At 65.4% G+C, this 21,410-nt stretch carries 19 protein-coding genes; 12 read left to right on the forward strand and 7 right to left on the reverse strand.

The genetic code is table 11. The features are described 5' to 3' along the window. Positions 1–635: 635 nt before the first annotated feature. The 4 genes from ACQR1L_RS32765 to ACQR1L_RS32780 all read left to right on the forward strand — a co-directional run bounded on the left by ACQR1L_RS32765 (position 636) and on the right by ACQR1L_RS32780 (position 4,962). Entirely contained in the window at positions 636–1,673 is a 1,038-nt protein-coding gene (locus tag ACQR1L_RS32765) for an ABC transporter ATP-binding protein (protein WP_434862042.1), read from the forward strand. A gap of 61 nt (positions 1,674–1,734) precedes the next feature. After that, on the forward strand, positions 1,735–3,024 hold the full coding sequence (locus ACQR1L_RS32770; protein ID WP_434862043.1) for an ABC transporter substrate-binding protein: 1,290 nt from the start codon (positions 1,735–1,737) through the stop codon (positions 3,022–3,024). Between the two features lie 150 nt (positions 3,025–3,174). Then, positions 3,175–4,056, forward strand: a complete 882-nt coding sequence (locus ACQR1L_RS32775) for an ABC transporter permease (RefSeq protein WP_434862091.1) — start codon at positions 3,175–3,177, stop codon at positions 4,054–4,056. A 3-nt stretch (positions 4,057–4,059) separates the two neighbouring features. Beyond that, complete coding sequence (locus tag ACQR1L_RS32780; protein WP_006613776.1) at positions 4,060–4,962, forward strand: ABC transporter permease; 903 nt, start codon at positions 4,060–4,062, stop codon at positions 4,960–4,962. A gap of 215 nt (positions 4,963–5,177) precedes the next feature. Here the strand turns inward: ACQR1L_RS32780 and ACQR1L_RS32785 are convergent, their stop codons facing one another. From ACQR1L_RS32785 to ACQR1L_RS32810, 6 genes are all read right to left on the reverse strand, one after another. Then, entirely contained in the window at positions 5,178–5,882 is a 705-nt protein-coding gene (locus ACQR1L_RS32785) for an ABC transporter ATP-binding protein (protein WP_434862044.1), read from the reverse strand. Then, positions 5,866–6,597, reverse strand: coding sequence for an ABC transporter ATP-binding protein (locus ACQR1L_RS32790; RefSeq protein WP_008965063.1), 732 nt, complete (start codon positions 6,595–6,597; stop codon positions 5,866–5,868). Before ACQR1L_RS32790 ends, ACQR1L_RS32785 begins: the two co-directional genes overlap by 17 nt. Continuing rightward, positions 6,594–7,598 carry a branched-chain amino acid ABC transporter permease gene (locus tag ACQR1L_RS32795; protein ID WP_434862045.1) on the reverse strand — a complete coding sequence of 335 codons (1,005 nt, stop codon included), beginning with the start codon at positions 7,596–7,598 and terminating at the stop codon, positions 6,594–6,596. Before ACQR1L_RS32795 ends, ACQR1L_RS32790 begins: the two co-directional genes overlap by 4 nt. After that, complete coding sequence (locus tag ACQR1L_RS32800) at positions 7,598–8,476, reverse strand: branched-chain amino acid ABC transporter permease (RefSeq protein ID WP_434862046.1); 879 nt, start codon at positions 8,474–8,476, stop codon at positions 7,598–7,600. The genes ACQR1L_RS32795 and ACQR1L_RS32800 overlap by 1 nt, the downstream gene beginning before the upstream one ends. Positions 8,477–8,624: 148 nt before the next feature. Further along, positions 8,625–9,869: an ABC transporter substrate-binding protein gene (locus tag ACQR1L_RS32805; protein WP_009031112.1), complete on the reverse strand. Its 1,245-nt coding sequence runs from the start codon at positions 9,867–9,869 to the stop codon at positions 8,625–8,627. An 81-nt stretch (positions 9,870–9,950) separates the two neighbouring features. Then, on the reverse strand, positions 9,951–10,769 hold the full coding sequence (locus ACQR1L_RS32810) for a putative hydro-lyase (RefSeq protein WP_434862047.1): 819 nt from the start codon (positions 10,767–10,769) through the stop codon (positions 9,951–9,953). A gap of 113 nt (positions 10,770–10,882) precedes the next feature. Between ACQR1L_RS32810 and ACQR1L_RS32815 the strand changes: the two genes are divergently transcribed. The 3 genes from ACQR1L_RS32815 to ACQR1L_RS32825 all read left to right on the forward strand — a co-directional run bounded on the left by ACQR1L_RS32815 (position 10,883) and on the right by ACQR1L_RS32825 (position 14,232). Continuing rightward, positions 10,883–11,845: a LysR family transcriptional regulator gene (locus ACQR1L_RS32815; protein WP_434862048.1), complete on the forward strand. Its 963-nt coding sequence runs from the start codon at positions 10,883–10,885 to the stop codon at positions 11,843–11,845. Then, positions 11,842–13,092, forward strand: coding sequence for a Zn-dependent hydrolase (locus ACQR1L_RS32820; RefSeq protein WP_434862049.1), 1,251 nt, complete (start codon positions 11,842–11,844; stop codon positions 13,090–13,092). The genes ACQR1L_RS32815 and ACQR1L_RS32820 overlap by 4 nt, the downstream gene beginning before the upstream one ends. A gap of 228 nt (positions 13,093–13,320) precedes the next feature. Further along, positions 13,321–14,232 (forward strand): NAD(P)-dependent oxidoreductase, encoded by a 912-nt coding sequence (locus tag ACQR1L_RS32825; RefSeq protein WP_434862050.1) that lies wholly within the window; start codon positions 13,321–13,323, stop codon positions 14,230–14,232. Between the two features lie 399 nt (positions 14,233–14,631). Here the strand turns inward: ACQR1L_RS32825 and ACQR1L_RS32830 are convergent, their stop codons facing one another. Continuing rightward, entirely contained in the window at positions 14,632–15,705 is a 1,074-nt protein-coding gene (locus ACQR1L_RS32830) for a tartrate dehydrogenase (protein ID WP_434862051.1), read from the reverse strand. A gap of 167 nt (positions 15,706–15,872) precedes the next feature. Between ACQR1L_RS32830 and ACQR1L_RS32835 the strand changes: the two genes are divergently transcribed. The 5 genes from ACQR1L_RS32835 to ACQR1L_RS32855 all read left to right on the forward strand — a co-directional run bounded on the left by ACQR1L_RS32835 (position 15,873) and on the right by ACQR1L_RS32855 (position 21,247). Continuing rightward, positions 15,873–16,649, forward strand: a complete 777-nt coding sequence (locus ACQR1L_RS32835; protein WP_434862052.1) for an SDR family oxidoreductase — start codon at positions 15,873–15,875, stop codon at positions 16,647–16,649. A 79-nt stretch (positions 16,650–16,728) separates the two neighbouring features. Further along, positions 16,729–18,150 (forward strand): amidase, encoded by a 1,422-nt coding sequence (locus ACQR1L_RS32840; RefSeq protein WP_434862053.1) that lies wholly within the window; start codon positions 16,729–16,731, stop codon positions 18,148–18,150. 391 nt (positions 18,151–18,541) lie between these two features. Next, positions 18,542–19,867, forward strand: coding sequence for an MFS transporter (locus ACQR1L_RS32845; RefSeq protein ID WP_434862054.1), 1,326 nt, complete (start codon positions 18,542–18,544; stop codon positions 19,865–19,867). 40 nt (positions 19,868–19,907) lie between these two features. Beyond that, on the forward strand, positions 19,908–20,570 hold the full coding sequence (locus ACQR1L_RS32850) for a sulfite oxidase-like oxidoreductase (RefSeq protein ID WP_434862055.1): 663 nt from the start codon (positions 19,908–19,910) through the stop codon (positions 20,568–20,570). A gap of 311 nt (positions 20,571–20,881) precedes the next feature. Beyond that, positions 20,882–21,247 carry a hypothetical protein gene (locus ACQR1L_RS32855; RefSeq protein ID WP_434862056.1) on the forward strand — a complete coding sequence of 122 codons (366 nt, stop codon included), beginning with the start codon at positions 20,882–20,884 and terminating at the stop codon, positions 21,245–21,247. The last annotated feature ends 163 nt before the right edge of the window (positions 21,248–21,410 follow it).

Below are 21,410 nucleotides of genomic sequence, written 5' to 3' on the forward strand. Positions count from 1 at the left end.
GAGGGGTGGCTTGAGTTCCAGGCCATGAAGCGCGGCGCAAACCTCCTCACGCGAGGCGATGTGTGAATCCGGTAGCCCTGGAGGGGGAGGGTAAGACTGAGATCGCGGCAGAGAGCGGCCGCCTAGGCTCATGAGCCGTCACTCAGACGACACGACGGCCGCGGGACGCGACGTCACTCGTCAGTCCGCCTTGCCTCCGGAAAGCTTTAATGCCTAATATTGAGGCAACGCTTGGCTGCGCAGGCCAGCAGCGGCCGCTCGATCGATAGGCAGACACCGGCGAATGCGACGCGGCGGCGCGACCGGCATCGCCACCATCGATTGCAGCGACGCCCGCTTCACACGCCTGGTGCACAGACAGGAATGGGCAAAGTGCCTCCACAACGCCGTGGTTGCCGCTGTTTTCTGAAGGGAGCGCCCGGCGTGAGCCGGGCGGCCGCCAGGGCAAGCGGCTTGCGCTGGCCTGTTGCATACGCGTCGCCCGCAGCGCGCGCTCCTTATGCACATGGCAATCCGGCTGCCGGTCATTGGCATACCCGTTGCAGACACCACGCAGGTCGGGAGCCGGGCGCCCGAACGTGCGACCCATGAGTCATGCCCGGGTCTCGGTCACGATCAAAGAATGTGGAGGGCGGATGGCGGCGGGCGCGAGCTTGGAACTGGTGAAGGTGACGAAGATGTATGGTCACGTCACCGCCGTCGACGCAATCGACCTGCGGATTCCCGCCGGCTCCTATTGCTGCCTGCTCGGCCCGTCCGGCTGCGGCAAGACCTCGACCCTGCGCATGATCGCGGGCCATGAGTCCGCCACATCAGGCGACATCATCGTCGGCGCCAAGAACGTCACCGAGCTGCCGCCCGCGGGCCGCGGCACCGCGATGATGTTCCAGTCCTACGCGCTGTTTCCGCATCTCTCGGTGATCGACAACGTCGCCTTCGCGCTGAAGATGAAGGGCGTGTCGAAGCCCGAGCGTCACGCGAAAGCGCGCGAACTGCTCGAACTGGTGGACATGCAGAGCTATGCCGGCCGCCTGCCGGCGCAGCTCTCCGGCGGCCAGCAGCAGCGCGTCGCGCTGGCGCGCGCGCTGATCACCTCGCCGCAGATCCTGCTGCTCGACGAGCCCTTGTCGGCGCTCGATCCGTTCCTGCGGCTGCGCATGCGCGCCGAGCTGAAGCGGCTGCAGCGCGAACTCGGCCTCACCTTCATCCATGTCACCCATGGCCAGGACGAGGCGATGGCGCTGTCCGATCTCGTGGTGCTGATGAATGGCGGCAAGATAGAGCAGCAGGGCAGCCCGCGCGAGATCTTCAACCATCCCCGCACCGAATTCGCCGCCCGCTTCATCGGCGGCCACAACGTGATCCCGCTCATGGGCGAAACGTTCGCCGTGCGTGTCGACCGCATCCAGTTGAAGGCGCCGAACGCCGCGATCGACGGTCCTGCCGTGCCCGGCACGATCAGCAAGATCGAGTATCAGGGCACGTATGTGCTGATCGCGGTCGCGACCGACGGCGGCCCTGAAATTTCGGCCCAGCTCAGCGACGACCAGTTCGACGCGGAGACCCACGTCATCGGCGAGCGCGTCGTCGTAACCTGGAATCCGGCGCAGGCCGACGCGCTGACGCCCCGCCCCGCTGCTGCCGCCGCACCGGCCGCAGAACTCGTGGCCTGATTTTCTCGCCTGATTTCGCTTTCTCGTTTTCTATCCCAAGAAGATGATCAAGGAGATGATCATGACTGATCGATCGAAAAAGACACCCATCAGCCGCCGCTCGCTGCTGAAGGGCGCGGCCGGCGTCGCCGGTCTCGCCGGCACGGGCACGCTGCTCAGCGCGCCCTACGTGCACGCCGCCGATCCGAAGGTGCTGCGCTATCTCGGCACCGCCGTGAACGAGGGCGACGAGATCGCCAAGAAGTGCCTCGCCGACACCGGCATCAAGATCGAATACATCACGGCGACGACCGACGACGTCACCAAGCGCGTCATCACCCAGCCGAACTCGTTCGACGTGCTCGACACGGAATATTTCTCGCTGAAGAAGCTGGTGCCCTCGGGCAACATCTTTCCGCTCGATGCGCGCAAGATCAAGGAGTTCAACAACATCACGCCCGTGTTCACCAAGGGCGAGCTGCCGAACGGCAAGAAGATCGGCGGCCAGGGCACCGCGCCCTGGAAGGTGCTGTATCTCGAGGGCGCGAACTCCAAGACCTTCTCGGCGACACCCACCGAATTCGTCACCCTGATTCCGACGGTCTACAACGCCGACACGCTCGGCATCCGCCCCGACCTCATCAAGCGCCCGATTAACTCCTGGGCCGAGCTGCTTAACCCCGAGTTCAAGGGCAAGGCCTCGATCCTCAACATCCCCTCGATCGGCATCATGGACGCCGCCCTCGTCGTCGAGGCGACCGGCCAATACAAATATGCCGACAAGGGCAACATGACCAAGGCCGAGATCGACCTCACGATGAAGGTGCTGACCGAGGCCAAGAAGGCCGGCCAGTTCCGCGCGTTCTGGAAGGACTTCAACGAGTCGGTCAACCTGATGGCTTCGGGCGAGACGGTGATCCAGTCGATGTGGTCGCCGGCCGTCACCAAGGTGCGCTCGATGGGCATCGCCTGCACCTTCCAGCCGCTGAAGGAAGGCTACCGCTCCTGGGCTTCCGGCTTCTGCGTCTCCAAGGCCGTCGGCGGCAGCCCGAAGCTCGACTGGGCCTATGAGTTCGTCAACTGGTACCTGTCCGGCTGGGCCGGCGCCTACCTCAACCGCCAGGGCTACTACTCGGCCGTGCTCTCCACCGCCAAGGCCAACATGACCGAGGACGAGTGGGGCTACTGGATGGAAGGCAAGCCGGCGAAGAGCGACATCAAGGCGCCGGACGGCACCCTGATGGAGAAGGCCGGCGCGGTGCGCGACGGCGGCTCCTATGACGACCGCATGGGCGGCGTCGTGTGCTGGAACGCCGTCATGGACGAGAACGACTACATGGTCCGCAAGTGGAACGAGTTCATCGCCGCCTGATGTGACCGCCATTACTGCCGCGCCCGCGCTGGTCGTGGGCGCGGCAGATTTTCTCAGCCGCTCAAGGCATTCGCGACCAGACGACAGGTATCTCCCTTGGCCGTGACGATCGACAATTCGCCCGAAACGCTCGCGCCCGCGCAGAGCACGCTGCGCAAGATGACCACGCGCTCGATCGCCTGGCTGCAAGCGGGGCCCATGACGCTGGTGTTCGCGCTGTTCTTCCTGCTGCCGCTCGTGCTCGTCGTGATCGTCAGCGTCTGGGACTACAATGAATATGAGATGATTCCGGCGCTCAGCTTCCGCGGCTACACCGATACGTTCGAGGGCTGCGTCGCCAACCTGCCCGAGCTGTGCACCATCCTGAAGACCTACCTGAAGACCTTGAAGCTGTGCCTGCTGACCTGGGCCCTGACCTTGATGATCGGCTTCTGGGTCGCCTACTTTCTCGCCTTCCATGTCCGCAGCAAGACCTGGCAGATCGTGCTGTCTTTGCTGTGCACGATCCCGTTCTGGACTTCGAACGTCATCCGCATGATCGCCTGGATCCCCCTGCTCGGCCGCAACGGCCTCGTCAATCAGGGGCTGGTCGGCGCCGGTGTCATCAACAAGCCGATCGAATGGCTGCTGTTCTCCGAATTCTCCGTCGTGCTGGCGCTGGTGCACCTGTTCACCTTCTTCATGGTGGTGCCGATCTTCAATTCGATGATCCGCATCGACAAGCGCCTGATCGAGGCCGCCTATGACGCCGGCGCGTCCGGCTGGCAGACTCTGGTCAACATCGTCATTCCCCTGTCGAAGCCCGGCATCGTGATCGGCTCGATCTTCGTCATCACCATCGTGATGGGCGATTTCGTCACCATCGGCGTGATGGGCGGCCAGCAGATCGCCTCCGCCGGCAAGATCATCGAGGCGCGCCTGTCGGCGCTGCAGTTCCCCGCCGCCGCGGCCAACGCCGTGATCCTGCTCGGCATCACCATCATCATCATCTCCGCGCTGACGCGGATCGTCGACGTGCGCAAGGAGCTCTGAGAGATGGGAGACAAGCGCCCGCGCTCCTTCTACATCCTCGCGCTGTTCTTCACGGCCTATGTGCTGTTCCTGTACGGCCCGATGATCGCGATCTACATCCTGTCGTTCCAGGGCCCCGACGGTGGTCTGACGTTCCCGATGAACGGCGTGTCACTGACCTGGTTCGGAAAAGTGTTTTCCGGCGGCGGCATCGTCGACATCGGCGCCGCCTTCAAGCGCTCGCTGGCGCTCGGCCTCGTGGTGATGGTCATCACCGTGGTGCTGTCGGTCGCCGCCGGCATGGCATTCCGAAAGCCGTTCCGCGGCGCCTCGATCCTTTTCTATACGGCGATCGCGAGCCTGATCATGCCCTCGATTATCACCTCGCTCGGCATTGCGCTGGAATTCCGCCTGATCGACGATTTCATCAACAAGCACGCCGCCGACTACGGCCTGGGCTGGCTGGCCGAGGGCCATACCACGGCGATGGGCCTGTTCACGTCGGGCTTAGGGGCGCACCTGACGTGGACATTGCCGTTCGGCCTCCTGATCATGTTCGCGATCTTCAACCGCTTCGACGGCCGCCTCGAAGAAGCCGCCCGCGACCTCGGCGCCACCCCCTGGCAGACCTTCCGCCACGTCGTGCTGCCGATCATCCTGCCGTCGGTCGTCGGCATCGGCCTGTTCGGCTTCACGCTGTCCTGGGACGAACTCGCCCGTTCGAGCCAGGCCATCGGCTCGGTGAACACGCTGCCGCTGGAACTGCAGGGGCTGACCACGACCGTGACCAAGCCGGACATCTACGCGCTGGGCACTCTGACGTCAGCGGTGTCCTTCGTGGTGATCTTCGCCGCGCTGTCGGTGATCCTGGTGCTCCAGGCCCGCCAGCGCCGGCAGGGGTCGGATGCGGGCAAGGGGATGGTTTAGGGCAGGACGGGTGAACACTCACCGCTATCGCTCGACGCCCTCTTCAACGAGAGAGCTTGGCCTTGGCCCCTGGATTGCGTCGCTACGCTCGCAATGACGGTTGTGGCGGGCACCGAACGTCCCTCATACTCCGTCATCGCGAGCAAAGCGACGCGATCCAGGGGCTACAGGAACGCCCCTTGGATTGCGTCGCTACACTCGAGACCTCTGGCGCCTCACAGCCCTAGATATGCCTTCCGCACGTCCTTGTTGCCGCTGATCTCCGCGGCCGTGCCCTGCATCAGCACGCGGCCCGTCTGCAGGATGTACGCCCTATCCGCGATCTCCAAACACTCCGCCATACGCTGCTCGACGATCAGCACGGTCATGCCGGCGTCGCGGATTTTCTTCACGGCCTGGAAGATCTCATCCACCAGCTTTGGCATGATGCCCTGCGACGGCTCGTCGAGCATCAGCAGCCGCGGCCGCGTCATCAGCGCGCGGCCGATCGCCAGCATCTGCTGCTCGCCGCCGGACAAGGTCTCGGCGCGCTGCTCCAGCCGCTCCGACAAGCGCGGGAACAGCTTGAACACGAACTCCAGCGGCTCCTCGCGATTGGCCTCGCTGCGATAGAGATAGCTGCCGAGCCGGAGATTGTCGCGCACCGACAGCCGCGGAAACAGCCGGCGGTTCTCGGGCACATAGGCGATGCCCTTGGCCGTGATCAGATGCTGCGCCATGCCGTCGATGCGGTGGCCGTCGAAGGTGACGCTGCCGGCGCGCGGCCGCTCGGCGCCGGCGATCGATTTCAGCAAGGTCGACTTGCCCGCGCCATTGGCGCCGGCGACGCAGACGATCTCGCCCTTCTCGACGTCGATCGAGACGTTCGAGATCGCAACCAGGCCCTGATAGGCGGTGGTGACGTCACGCACCGACAGCATGGCGGTCTCCAAGATAGGCGGAAATGACTTTGGGATCGCGGACGACGTCCGTAGGCTTGCCCTCGATCAGCACCTTGCCGAGGTCGAGCACGATGGCGCGGTCGACCAGCGGCATCACGATCTCCATGACGTGCTCGACCATCAGCACCGTAATGCCGGTGTCGCGCACGCGGCGCACGAGCTCGACGCCCTTCTGCGATTCGACCGGCGTCAGACCGGTCAGCACCTCGTCGAGCAGCAGCAGCTTCGGCTCGGTCGCAAGCGCGCGCGCCACCTCTAAGCGTCGCTTCTCCGACGGCACGAGATCGCTCGCCAGCACGTCGGCCCGCGCATCGAGGCCGCAGAACGCCAGCACCTCGTGCGCCTTGCGGCGGGCGTCGCGCATGTTGGTGGTGCGCACCAGGGAGCCGACGATGACGTTCTCGATCACCGTCATGCTCTCGAAGCTCTTGACGACCTGGAAGGTGCGGCCGATGCCGCGCTGGCAGCGTTCGGCCGCCGGCAGCGCGGTGACGTCCTCGCCGTCGAACAGGATCTGGCCTTCGGTCGGCTTGAACGCGCCGGCGATCAGGTTGAACAGGGTCGACTTGCCGGCGCCGTTCGGACCGATCAGGCCGACGATCTCGCCGCGCCCGACCGAGATCGAGACGTCGGAGTTTGCTGTCAGGCCGGAGAAGCGCTGGGTGATGTTGCGGGTTTCCAACAAAGCGGTCATGACGCCACCGCCTCTCGCGCCGGCTGAGCCGCCGGCTTCGGCTTGCGGGAGAACAGGCTGACCAGGCCTTGCGGCCGCGCCAGCGAGATCGCGATGATCAGGCCGCCATAGACGATCAGGTCGACGCCACGGCCGGAGCCGCCGATATAGGAGCGCGTCAGCTCGGTCAGCGGGATCAGGATCACGGCGCCGAGCATCGGGCCCCACAGGGTGCCGATCCCGCCGAGCACGGCCGGCAGCGCCATCAGCAGCGAGAACTGGAAGCCCATCACGCTCTCGGGATCGATGTAGCTGACGAACTGCGCATAGAAGCTGCCGCCGATCGCCACCAGGAACGCCGACACCGCCGCCGCGCCCATCTTGGAGTTGAAGACGTCGACGCCGAGGCTCTCGGCCGCGACGGGATTGTCCTTCACCGCGCGCCACCAATAGCCCCACTTGGAATCCTCCAGCCACCAGGTGACGAACCAGGCGACGCAGGCCAGCGCTAGCGCAAAGTAGAAGTATGGCAGCTTCGAGCGGGTGAACTGGAACGTCAGCCAGGAGTCGCGCCGGACCGGAATGTCGATGCCGAGCGCGGCCCCGGCCCAATCCCAGTTCTGGAACAACAGCAGCGTGATCTCCGCGATGACGATGGTCGCGATCACGAAATAATGGCCGCCGAGCCGGAAGCAGGGATAGCCCAGCGCCATCGCGATCACAGCGGAGATCAGGCCGCCGGCGAGCATGCCGAACCACGGCAGCACGCCGAACTTGGTGAACAGGATCGCGGTGGTGTAGGCGCCGAGACCGAAGTAGAGCGCGTGGCCGAGCGAGATCTGGCCGCAATAGCCGGACAGGATGTTCCAGCTCTGCGACAGCGCCGCGTACATCAGGGTCAGTACCATGATGTTCTGGACGTAGACGTCCTTGACGAAGAACGGCACGGCGGCCGCGATGGCCGCAAGGAACGCGGCGAGGATGAGGTCGCGCCGGCGACGTTGAATGAATGCCTTGTCCATCAGATCGATCCGAACAGGCCGCGCGGGCGGACGAAGACGACGAGGAGATAGACGCCGTAGATGCCGACGGTCTTCAGCGACGGGGGCAGGATGAGCGTGGTGATGGCCTCGACGAGGCCGACCACGATGCCGCCCGCGAAGGCGCCGAACACGCTGCCGAAGCCGCCGAGCGCCACCGTGACATAGGCGATGGTCGCGAACGACGCGCCGACATCCGGGAAGACGTAGAAGAAGATCGCCATGACCGCGCCGGCCAGGCCGACCAGCGCTGCGCCCAAGCCCCAGCCGAGGGCGAACACCTTGTTCTTGTCGATGCCGACCAGCGCCACTGCGCCGGCATCCTCACGCGTCGCCTCCAGCGCGCGGCCGAAATCGGTACGGTGGATGAAGAAGTACAGGCCGGCGAACGCCGCGATCGCGATCAGCGCGCCGACCAGTTGCGGCTGCGGCAGATAGATGCCGGCGATCGAGATCGTCTTGCCGCCCAGATAGGAGTGCGGAATGCTGCGATAGTCCGGGGTGAAGAAATACTGCGCCACGCCGCGCATCAGCACCGCCAGGCCAAAGGTGGAGAAGATCTGCACCATGCCGGTGTTGGCCTTGGCCCTCACCGCAAATCTGACGATCAGCAGATAGACCACCGCGCCGAAGACGAACAATCCGGCCGCGACGATCGGCGCCGACAGCAGCGGATCGAGCGCGAAATACGCGAACAAGAAGAAGGTCGCGTACATCGCGATCATCAGGAACTCGCCATGCGCGAAGTTCACGACGTCCATCAGGCCGAAGATGAGCGCCAGCCCTACGGCGATCAGGCCGTAGAGCAGGCCCATCAACAGGCCGCTGGCGAGACTTTGGATGATTGTTTCTGCTGTCACTTCACTTGCTCCCCCGTCATTGCGAGCGAAGCGAAGCAATCCAGCCCTTCTCTGCGGCCCCTGGATTGCTTCGTCGCTGCGCTCCTCGCAATGACGGAGCACGACAGATGCTCCGCCATGGTCTTCCCGCCCCTCGGGCGGAAGGTAGTTACTTCATCGGCCAGCTGGCTTCCGCCACGGCGGCCTGGGTGGGGAAGATCGTGACGAACTTGCCGCCGACATATTGCAGCAGCACCGGATCGGCGTCGTTGTTCTGGCCGTTCTCGTCGAACTTCACGCGCTTCCACGGCATGATGGTCTGGTCGCCCGGCATGTCGGTCGCAGCGAGCGCGTCACGGATCTTCTCGCCGTCGGTGGACTTGGCGCGGTTGATGGCATCGGCCATCACGATCAGGCCCATGAACTGGCGCGACGAGTAGTCGTTGAAGTCCTTGCCCGACTTGGCCTTGAACATGTCGTTGATCTTGCCGACCATCGGCCGCTTGGCGGCGAGGTCGAGCGAGAACGAGCCGCGCGAGATCACGCCTTCGAGCTTGTCGCCGACCGCGTCATACAGCGCCTTCTCTGAGAAGCCGGCGTCCTGCGCCACGATCGCGTTCGGCTTGTAGCCGAGTTCGGCCATGGTCTTCACCAGCAGGATGCCGTCGGTGGTGTAGCTCGACGGCATCAGCACGTCGGCATTCGCCGCCTTGAGCTGCTGCACCTCGGCCGACAGCGACGGCGAATTGGCGCGGTACTTGATGTCGGCGACCACCTTGTAGCCGCGCTCCTGGGCCAGCTTGAGCTGGGCGTTGCTCGAATCGGTGCCGAAGATGGTGTCCTCGTGGAACAGCGCGAGCGTGTCGATCTTGGTGCCCTTCTTCTTCATCGCGTCGAAGAAGTCGAACATCGCCTGCGAGAACATCTCGTCATGCGGGGCCGCGCGGAAATAATACTTCAGGCCGCGGCGATGCAGGCTCGGCGAGGAATTGTCGGCGGAGAGATACGGGATCTGGTAGCGCTCGCAGATCTGGCTCGCGGTGACCGCGACCGCGCTCTGATAGGAACCGATGACGGCGGCGACCTTTTCCTGCGTGATCAGGCGCTCGGCCTCGGCACGGCCCTTCTGCGGGTCGGCCTGGTGGTCGGCGAACACCAGCTTGATCTTGGCGCCGCCGAGGCCCGGCAGGCCCTCGGTGCGGGCGAGCGGCAGGTCGAAATCATACTTGCCGTTGATGATCTCGGCCGCGGTCTCGAACGCGCGCTGCGCGTCGACGCCGATCTGCGCGCTGGCGCCGGAGAACGGATAGATGACGCCGATCTTCACCTCGGAGGTCTGCGCGCGGGCGGCGATCGGCCCGAGGGCGGCGGCAGCGGTGGCTCCAAGCAGGACGTTACGGCGCGTGATGGTCATGAGAAGATCCTCTGATGAAAGCGCATCGATGAAGCGGTTGAGGTCGGCGGTAAAGGCTCAATTAGCAGCATGGCTGCCTGATTAGAGGACGGCGAGATCCTTGTTCCGGAGATCGGTAATCAGCATCAGCCCCGGCGCATGCGTGATGGCGAACGGCAGCTTCGCCGCCGCGATCACCGCCTGCGGAGTCACGCCACAGGCCCAGAATACGGGAATTTCGTCCGCGCCCACCGGCACCGGGTCACCGTAGTCAGGCTTGTTGATATCGGCGATTCCGATCTGCTCCGGCAGGCCGAGATGCACCGGCGCGCCGTGCACGGCAGGAAAGCGCGTCGTGATCTGCACCGCGCGAATCGCCTGCGCCGGCTTGAACGGGCGCATCGACACCACCATGGGACCGGCGAACGGGCCGGACGGCGTGCAGGCGATGTTGGTGCGGTACATCGGCACGCGGCAGCCCTGCTCGATGTGCCGGATCGGCAGGCCGTCGGCCATCAGCGCCTCTTCGAACGAGAACGAACAGCCGAGCACGAAGGTGACGAGGCCGTCGCGCCAATGCGCCATCAGATCGGTCGGCTCCTCGACCATCTCGCCGTCGCGCCAGACGCGATAGCGCGGCACGTCGGTGCGGATATCGAGATCGGCGCCGAGTGCCGGAATATGAGGATTGCCCGGATCGGACATGCCGATGATCGGGCACGGCTTCGGATTGAGCTGGCAGAAGCGGTGGAAGGCGCCGGCGTACTGCTCCGGGATGATCGCGAGATTGCCCTGGACGAAGCCATTGGCAACCCCGGCCGTGCTCCAGCCCTTGCCGGTGCGATAATCCAGGCGGGCCTGATGGCTGGGGAGAAGCTCTGCTCCGCCCGCCGATTGCTGCAATGCCGCAGAAACAGTCATTTGAGCCATTTGCCTAATATCTCGACAAACTCACTCAACATCAGCCATGCTATAAAGTCTAATCTTCGTTTTTAATCAGGATCGATAAAACAAATTGATCCGAGGCGGGCCTGATGTTGGATTTCCGTTCCATCGAGACCTTTCTCTGGGTGGTCAAGCTCGGCAGCTTCCGCGGCGCCGCGCAGCGCCTCAATACCACCCAGCCGGCAATCTCCCAGCGCATCGCCCAGCTCGAGCGCGAGCTCGGCGTCAAGCTGCTCAACCGCGACCACCGCGTGGCCTCGCCGACCGCGGTCGGACGGCAGATGCTGGTCTATGCCGAGAAGCTGATCGGCCTGCGCGCGGAAATGCTGGCCGAGGTTGGCGACCGCTCGGCGATGCGCGGCGTGCTCCGGCTCGGCGTCGCCGAGACCATCGTGCACGACTGGCTGCCGCGGCTGATCAAGAGCGTCAATGAGAGCTATCCCAATCTCTCTTTGGAGATCGAGGTTGACGTCACGCCCCATCTTCACGCGCGGCTTTTGGCCCAGGAGATCGAGCTCGCCTTCGCGCTCGGCGCCCCCTCGGAGTCGGGCATCCGCAGCCGCGTGCTGTGCGATTATCCGATCAGCTTCCTTGCCAGCCCTGCCCTCGGCTTCGGCACGGGCGTGGTGACGGCCGAGCAGATGGCGCGCTTCCCGATCATCACCTTCCCGCGCAACACCCAGCCCTATGACAACGTCCGCTCGCTGTTCAATCGCCCGCATCTGCCGCCGATGCGGCTGCACGCCAGCGCCTCGCTGGCGACGGTGATCCACATGGCGATCGAGGGCCTCGGCGTCGCCGTGATTCCCGCTGCGATCGTGGCGCATGAGATCGAGAGCGGGCGCCTGCAGGAGCTGAAAACCGACCTGCGCATTCCGCCGCTGACCTTCACCGCGAGCTGGCTGTCGTCGCCCGAGATGGTCGCGATCGAACGCGTTGCCGAGTTGGCAGCCCGGACGGCGCAGACGGCCAGCCATCCCGCCGCATCGGTTGACGCGCTCGTCGCGGCGCGCGATGGACAGGATGCCGGAGTACAGGGATTTCAAGCATGAGCCGCGCCGTCACCAATCTGCAGATCGATTCCGCCCGCCTCTGGGACAGCATCCACGAGACTGCCAAATTCGGCGGCACGCCGAAGGGCGGCGTGCGCCGGCTGACCCTGAGCCAGGAGGACAAGCAGGTCCGCGACTGGTTCCGGAAAGCGTGCGAGGACGCCGGGCTCGAGGTGCATGTCGATGCGCTCGGCTCGATGTTCGCACTTCGCAAGGGTCGCGACATGTCGAAAGCCCCTGTCGGGCTCGGCTCGCATCTCGACACCCAGCCGACCGGCGGCAAGTTCGACGGCATTCTGGGCACGCTCGGCGCGCTCGAAGTGATCCGCACGCTCAACGACGCCGGCATCGAGACCGACGCGCCGCTGTGCATCGTCAACTGGACCAATGAGGAAGGCTCGCGCTTCGCGCCGGCGATGATGGCCTCGGCGGCTTACGTCGGCGACTTCACCGTCGAGGACATTCTGTCGCGCAAGGATGCCGAGGGCACGACCGTCGGCGAGGCGCTGGATGGCATCGGCTATCGCGGCGAGACCAAGGTCGGCACCCAGAAATTCTCCGGGTTCGTCGAGCTGCATATCGAGCAGGGTCCGATCCTGGAGGCCGAGAACAAGACCATCGGCGTGGTCGATCACGGCCAGGGCGTGTTCTGGTACGACGGCAAGATCACGGGCTTCGAGAGCCACGCCGGCTCGACGCCGATGCCGCTGCGCCGCGACGCGCTGCTGACGCTGTCGGAGTTCGCGCTGACGCTGGAGCAGATCGCGATCAAGCTCGGGCCGAACGCGGTGGCGACCATCGGCGAGGCCGTGATCGCCAATCCCTCGCGCAACGTCATCCCCGGCGAAATCGCCTTCACCATCGACTGCCGCAGCGCCAATGCCGACACGCTTGAGGCGCTCGATGCCAGCCTGCGCGCCGCCGCCGGCGAGATTTCGAAGAAGCGCAAGGTCGAGATCGCGATCGACCAGGTCTGGCGCAAGCCGCCGACGCATTTCGATCCCAAGCTGGTCGACGCCGTCGAGCGCGCCGCCGGCACGCTCGGCTACTCGCACCGCCGCATCACCTCGGGCGCCGGCCACGACGCCTGCAACCTCAACACCATCATGCCCGCGGCGATGGTGTTTGTCCCCTGCAAGGACGGCATCAGCCACAACGAGCTCGAGGACGCCACGCAGTCCGACTGCGCGGCGGGAGCGAATGTGCTGCTACACACGGTGCTGTCGCTGGCGGGTGTGGCGTCGTGACGGGCTGATTCAATCAGCTCCACGGATCTATTAGTTATCAATCACAAGCCTGAATCGCGCGGGCACGCTGAGCTCCCCTCCCCCTTGCGGGGAGGGGTCGGGGGTGGGGGGCCACACGGGCAGTCTCGCCCGGAGCTACCCCCCTCCCCACCCCTCCCCCACAAGGGGAGAGGGAGCGCACCTTTGTCCGCGCGGCCCTCTGGAGCCTTCATACAAGGAGACCACCCCGTGCGCGGAGTATTCATCGACGCCAACTCGTCGCTCGCCGAGATCTTCGACCGCCAGCGCCAGCCCGGCGATCCCGAGATGCGCGTGCATCTCGATCCCGATATCAAGCCGGAGGACTGGCCGGCCATCCTCGACGGCGCCGAGATCGGCATCGTCGACCACACCGCGCTGCCGACGGACGTCGCCAAGCAGTGCAAGAACCTGAAGCACGTCGTCTTCCTCGGCACCGGCGCGCGCAGCTACATGAACCCGGACGAGCTCGCCGAGCTCGGCATCACCGTCCACCTGATCAAGGGCTATGGCGACACCGCTGTGGCGGAGGCCGCCATCGCGCTGATGTGGGCCTCGGCCCGCGGCATCGCGCAGATGGACCGCGAGATGCGCGCCGGCAACTGGCTGCGCGACGACGGCATGCAGCTCACCGGCAAGACGCTCGGCCTGATCGGCTTCGGCGGCATCGCCGCCGAGGTCGCGCGCATTGCGTCGGGCAGCGGCATGAAGGTGATCGCCTGGAACCGCTCGCCGAAGAGCCATCCGGCTGTGGAGTTCGTGTCGCTCGATCAGTTGCTGGCGACCAGCCACGTCGTCTCGCTGCATCTCCTGCTCAATGACGAAACCCGCGGCTTCCTGTCGCGCGAGCGCATCGCGCAGATGCGGCCCGGCGTGATCTTCGTCAACACCGCCCGCGCCGCCATCGTCGACGAAACCGCGATGATCGAGGCGCTCCGCTCCGGCCACATCCGCCACGCCGGCTTGGACGTCTTCACCACCGAGCCGCTGCCGGCGGATCACGTGCTGACGACCATCCCCAACGTGACGCTCTCCGCGCACTCCGCCTTCCGCACGCCCGAGGCCAGCGAGAACCTGATCCACGCCGCCTGGGAGCATTGCCGAAGGGTGGCGAAGACGTAGTTGTTGACGCATAGGGTGGGCAAAGCAGCCGCCGCAGGCGGCAGCGTGCCCACCATCGATCAGCGCACTCGCGGCAAGACGGTGGGCACGGCGCCATCGCGACTGCGTGTAGAGATGCAGCAGAGCCGCGCCTTTGCCCACCCTACGACCTCTTCGTCATTGCGAGCGCAGCGAAGCAATCCAGAGTCCCGCGACGCCCTTGGATTGCTTCGTCGCTGCGCTCCTCGCAATGACGCTGTGGGCCGAGTTGCGACCTGAACAACCACGGTCGTCCCGGCGAACGCCGGGACCCATGCCGCGTGATTGATCAGGAGCGAACGGTGGCAGAGACCGGTAGCCACAACAACGGCCGGTGGTTATGGGCCCCGGCGTTCGCCGGGGCGACCGACGCCAACGAAACTAATCCACCATCTCCGCGACAGCCTTGCCGCACGCGACCGTATCCGCATTCCCGCCGAGATCCCGCGTCCGCAGCGTCCGCTCGGCGAGCGTCCGCTCGATCGCACCGACGATCGACTGCGCCGCGGTCTTCTCCCCCAGATGCTCCAGCATCATCGCGCCCGACCAGATCATGCCGATCGGGTTGGCGATCCCCTGCCCCGCGATGTCGGGCGCCGAGCCGTGCACCGGCTCGAACACCGACGGGAAATTGCGCTCGGGATTTATGTTGCCCGACGGCGCGATGCCGATGGTGCCGGTGCAGGCAGGTCCCAGATCCGACAGGATGTCCCCGAACAGATTGGAGCCGACGACGACGTCGAACCAGTCGGGATGCAGCACGAAGTTCGCGGTGAGGATGTCGATGTGGTACTTGTCCCACTTCACGCCCGGATAGTTCTTGGCCATCGCCTCGACCCGCTCGTCCCAATACGGCATCGTGATCGAGATGCCGTTGGACTTGGTCGCCGAGGTCAGATGCTTCTTCGGACGCGACTGCGCCAGCTCGAACGCGAACTTCAGGATGCGGTCGACGCCGGTGCGGGTCATCACCGTCTGCTGCGTGACGAACTCGCGGTCGGTGTCCGGGAACATGCGGCCGCCGACAGAGGAGTACTCGCCTTCGGTGTTCTCGCGCACCACCCAGAAATCGATGTCGCCGGGCTTGCGGCCCGCCAGCGGCGACGGCACGCCGGGCATCAAACGCACGGGGCGCAGATTGACGTACTGATCGAACTCGCGGCGGAACTTGATCAGCGAGCCCCACAGCGAGACGTGGTCGGCGATCTTGGCCGGCCAGCCGACCGCGCCGAAATAGATCGCGTCATGGCTGCCGATCTGCGTCTTCCAGTCGTCCGGCATCATCTGGCCGTGCTTCTCGTAGTAGTCGTAGCTCGAGAAGTCGAAATGATCGAACTGCACCGCGACGCCGTGCTTCTTGGCGGCCGCCTCGATCACGCGCAGCCCCTCGGGCATGACCTCCTTGCCGATGCCGTCGCCGGGAATGACTGCGATGCGATAGGGCTTCTTGCTCATCGAGCGGATCCTCACATTGTCGCCGGTCGTCCCGGCCGAAATCGCCGATCGCCTGAATGGACCAAACGGCAGGCAAGCGCAACGCTGCGGTGCGGGATTGACCGCATGGCTGACGCGCAAGACAATCGCGCAAGACAATCCGGTCTCCCCCATCAGCGAGAGTTGCCATGGACCTTCATCTGCGCGGCAAGCGCGTTCTCATCACCGGTGCGTCCAAGGGCATCGGCGCCGCGGCGGCGGAAGCATTCGCCGAGGAAGGCTGTCATGTCCGCCTCGCCGCGCGCAGCGCCGACCGGCTGTCGGCGCTGGTCGAGCAGCTCCGCTCCAAGCACCAGATCGATGCGGCCGCGCATGTCGTCGACCTGCGCAAATCCGAAGATGTCACGCGGCTGGCGCATGAGGCCGCCGATATCGACATCCTCGTCAACAATGCCGGCGACATTCCGGGCGGGCCGATCGACAAGATCGACGAGGCGGCGTGGCGGCACGCCTGGGACCTGAAGGTGTTCGGCTTCATCAACCTGACGCGGCTGGTCTACGCGCAGATGAAGGCGCGCGGCTCGGGCGTCATCGTCAACGACATCGGCGCGGCGGGCGAGAAGTTCGACGCCAACTACATCTGCGGCAGCGCCGGCAACGCGGCGCTGATGGCCTTCACCCGCGCGCTCGGCTCCAAGAGCCTCGCCGACAACATCCGCGTCGTCGGCATCAATCCCGGCCCGGTCGGCACCGACCGCCACGTCACCCTGCTGAAGACCCGCGCCAAACAGCAGTTCGGCGACGAGAGCCGTTACACGGAATTCCAGAAAGGCCTGCCGCTCGGCCGCCCGGCCCATCCGCGCGAGATCGCAGACCTCATGGCGTTCCTGGCGTCCGACCGCGCCGGCTACACGTCGGGCGTGATCTATACCGTCGATGGCGGCATCAGCGCAGGGTGGGGTTGAGCGCCGCGACCTTTCCACACCGGACGAAACGTGGTCTAGGAGACGGCGCCGGGATGCTTCCAATCAGGAGAACCAAGCTTTGGCCGACCAGGGATTGATCCGCGAGACCGCCTGCGCCGTCGTCGACAAATTGAAGGCCGGCGAGGTCACCCCGCTCGACTGCCTCGACGCGCTGGAGGCGCGCATCAAGGCAGTCGACGACAAGGTCAATGCGCTGCCGACCCTGTGCTTCGATCGCGCCCGTGATCATGCCAAGGCGCTGATGCAGAAGCCGGCCGGTGAGCGCGGCCTGCTCGCAGGGTTGCCTGTGCCGATCAAGGATCTCACCGATGTCGCGGGCGTGCTCACGACGCAGGGCTCGCCGATCTTCAAGGACCGGATTCCGGAACGCTCCGATCTCATGGTCGAGCATCTCGAGGCCAATGGCGGCGTGATCTACGCCAAGTCGAACACGCCGGAGTTCGGCGCCGGCGCCAACACCTTCAACGAGGTGTTCGGCGCGACGCGCAATCCCTGGGACACGTCCCGTTCGGCCGCCGGCTCCTCCGGCGGCGCCGCGGTCGCGCTCGCCACCGGCATGGCTTGGCTGGCGCATGGCTCCGACATGGGCGGCTCGCTGCGCAACCCCGCGAGCTTCTGCGGCATCGTCGGCCTGCGGCCGAGCTTCGGCCGCGTCGCGCATACGCCGGCGGTCGCCGTCGACCGCAACCTCGGCGTCCAGGGCCCGATGGCCCGGACCGTCGAAGACCTCGCGCTGTTGCTCGACGCGATGAGCGGCGAACTCGCCGCCGACCCGATCTCGCTGCCCTCGCCCGCGACCTCGTTCCTGGCGGCGGCCCGCTCGGGCAAGAAGCCGGTGCGCATCGCCTACTCACCCGATCTCGGCATCACGCCGGTCGATCCCGAAGTGATCGCCGTGACCCGCAAGGCGGCACAGCGCTTCGCCGAGCTCGGCGTCATCGTCGAGGAGGCGCATCCGGATTTCAGCGAGGCGCATGAATGCTTCCACGTGCTGCGCGCGCTCGATTTCGCGATGAGCAAGCAGGAGCTGCTGCGCACCAAGCGCGACCTGCTCAAGCCCGAGGTGATCTGGAACATCGAGGAAGGCCTGAAGCTCACGGTCGCGCAGATCGCGCGCGCCGAGGCTCAGCGCGTCGCCATCACCGCGCGCGCGGTGAAGTTCTTCGCGACCTATGACCTGCTGCTGGCGCCCGCGACGATCGTGCCGCCCTTCCCGGTCGAGAACCGCTACGTTGCCGAATGCGCAGGGCACACATTCGACAACTACGTGCAATGGCTCGGCATCGTCTACGCCATTACGCTGGCCTGCTGCCCGGCGCTGTCGCTGCCCTGCGGCTTCACCGCCTCCGGCCTGCCGGTCGGCCTGCAGGTGATCGCGCGCCCGCGCAACGACGCCGGTCTGCTGGCGGGGGCCAAGGTGCTGGAAGATGTCCTCGGCGTCGCCAGTTCCACCCCGATCGATCCCCGCGCGCCGAAGTGATGTTGACCTCCTCACCCTGAGGAGCCGCGCAGCAGCATCTCGAAGGGTGAGGCCCGGACGGTGGCCTCATGGTTCGAGACGCGCCCTCGGCGCTCCTCACCATGAGGGTCGAGTTCGACGTCGACGCTGCGGATTGCAGTAGGCAGCGCCCGTAGAGAGAGCCGCGCGACCGGCGGCTCCCCCCTTGCGATCTTCGCAACGACTCTCACCCCTCACCCTGAGGAGCCCGCCGAAGGCGGGCGTCTCGAAGGGCGAGGCCCCTTCGCACGATTCCTCCGGGCGCATAAAGTTCCGCCATCAGGAACATACCACCCCCGCCCTTATTCCATATTGGCAATAGCCGCGGCTTCCGTAGAAGGGCCGGAAAATCATGCTTGCCCGGAGACCGGAAATGACAGACCAGGCGATCGAGCCTGCCGTAGAGCCCGCCACGTCGATCGCCGACGTCGAGCGCCGCATCAAGGCGATCCTGATCGGCTCCGCCGGCAACCTCGTCGAATGGTACGATTTCTACGCCTACACCGCGTTCGCGCTGTATTTCGCACCCGCCTTCTTTCCCTCGAAGGACCCGGTCGTCGAGCAGCTCAACGCCGCCGTGGTGTTCGCCGCGACCTTCCTGATGCGGCCGCTCGGTGGCTGGCTGTTCGGCTATCTCGCCGACCAGTATGGCCGCAGATTGTCGCTGACCGTCTCCGTGCTCTGCATGTGCTTCGGCTCGCTGATCATCGCGGTGACGCCGACCTATGCCACGATCGGCATCGCCGCGCCGATTATCCTGGCGCTCGCCCGCGTCATCGAGGGCCTCAGCCTCGGCGGCGAATATGGCGCCAGCGCTACGTATCTGTCGGAGGTCGCCGACGCCAAGCATCGCGGCTTCTATTCGAGCTTCCAATACGTCACCCTGATCGGCGGCCAGCTCACCGCGATCATCGTGCTCCTGCTGCTGCAGAAGGTGTTCCTGACCACCGACGAGTTGAAGGCCTGGGGCTGGCGCATCCCGTTCTTCATCGGCGCCTGCCTTGCGATCTTCGTCGCGGTGATGCGGCGGAATCTGCACGAGACCGAAGCCTTCGTGGAGGCCAAGAAGAAGGCGGGTTCGTCGAGCTCGATGGCCGCGCTGTTCCGATATCCGCGCGAGCTCCTGCTCGTCGTCGGCCTCACCGCCGGCGGCACTGCGGCGTTCTACACCTTCACCACCTACATGCAGACCTTCGTGAAGCTGTCGGTCGGGCTGACCGAGGACCAGACCACGATGGTGATCTTCGGCTCGCTGCTGTTCGCCTGCGTGCTACAGCCGCTGTACGGCGCGATCTCCGACCGCATCGGCCGCAAGCCGCTGCTGATCTTCTTCGGCATCGCCGGCACGCTGTCGACGATTCCGATCCTGACCGCGCTGAAGGGCACCAAGGAGCCGTTCATTGCCTTCCTGCTGATCTGCGGCGCGTGGATCTTCACCGCCGGCTACACCTCGATCAACGCCGTGGTGAAGGCCGAGCTGTTCCCCACCAACATCCGCGCGCTCGGCGTCGGCCTGCCCTACGCCATCACCGTGTCGCTGTTCGGCGGCACCGCGCCTGCGATCGCGCTGTACTTCAAGAGCATCGGGCACGAGACCTGGTTCTATTATTACCTGTCGGGCGTCATCTTCCTCTCGCTGCTGATCTATGCGACCATGCGCGACACCAAGCATGCGTCCGCCATGCACAGGCATGAATGAGCCTGCATGGATGATCCCCGCAGACTGACGAGGTGCTGAGATGGCCGACGAATCCGGGCTGCCGCCCGAGAGCAAGCTGACCCGCAGCAAGGAGCGCTGGGCGCGCGAGGGCAAATTCCTGACCGGCCGGATCGTGCGGCCGGAGGATGAGCGCCTGCCGCCCGGCCAGCATCTGACCCGCGACTGGCCGGTGCTCGACCTCGGCCTGACGCCGACCATTACGCGCGAGCACTGGCGGCTCGACGTCTATGGCGCGGTCGAAAATCCGCTGTTCTGGGACTTCACCGCGTTTCTCGCCCAGGAGCAGCGTCAATTCGTCTCCGACATCCATTGCGTCACGACCTGGTCGCGCTACGACAATAAATGGGAGGGGCTCGCCACACGCGACCTGCTCGCCGCCTGCCGGCCGCGCGACAATGCCAATTTCGTCGTGCTGCATTCCTATGACGGCTACACAACCAATCTGACGCTGGAGGATTTCGCCGCCGAGGACGCCCTGCTCGCGCACAGCTGGTCCGGCGCGCCGATCAGCGGCGAGCATGGCGGCCCGGTGCGCGTCGTCGTGCCGCATCTGTATTTCTGGAAGAGCGCGAAATGGCTGAAGGCCATCGAGTTTCTCGAAGCCGACAAGCCCGGCTATTGGGAAGTCCGCGGCTATCACAACCGCGGCGATCCCTGGGCCGAGCAGCGCTATTCGGAGTGACGGGCCTAACCGACTCGTAGGGTGGCACGCGCAGCTTTGCCCGCCCTACTCGCCGAATCGCTGCTAACATTCCAGAGCGGCTGCGCGATACAGCGCCCTATCCCCTTGTGGGAGAGGGCATCTCCGGCCTATCCAATCACTCGATTGGGTGAGGGGTCTCTCTCAACGAATACCTCGCTCGCGGCATACCCCTCACCCAACCGAGCCCGCAGCACTTTCCTACATGCCCTCTTCCACAAGGGGAGAGGGCGCAGTCATGACCAGCAGGCTGACGATCTGATCGTCATATCCGAACGTGCCAGAGACCCAGCATGGAGTTCACCTCAGAGACCGGCAAGATTCCCAAGGGCTATGGGTATCTGCTGAAGCCTTCCGTCATCCTCGCCGCGCTGACCGCGCAGGATCTCGGCGGCATCCGCATCCATCTCGTGCGCAGCCACGGAAGGCGACTGTTCGACGCGCGCTACCGGCCGCCCGACGGCGACATTCCCTATGAGCGCCTCAACATCAAGGTCGGCACCGCGCACGAGCGCGACCTGCCCCCGCTTCGCAAGCTGGCGAAGGAGGAAGGCCTTCCGACGCTGGTCCGATGGATTTCCGATCTCGTCGCCCAGGACCTGCCGACGGCGATCCGGAACGGCGAACAGGTGATCGAGCTGATCCCTGAGCGGGAGTGACGCTTCGCGTGCGATATTGTCGGTCAATCAGACCGCAGATCAATCGCATGGAGAGATAACGGGCTGTCTCAACGAACGATCCGTCAGTGAGTCACTCCGTCATGCCCGGGCTCGTCCCGGGCATCCACGTCGGTCCGAGCACTCCGAGCGACGTGGATGGCCG

The organism is Bradyrhizobium sp. HKCCYLR20261 (genome assembly GCF_051168435.1).
Classification (GTDB): domain Bacteria; phylum Pseudomonadota; class Alphaproteobacteria; order Rhizobiales; family Xanthobacteraceae; genus Bradyrhizobium.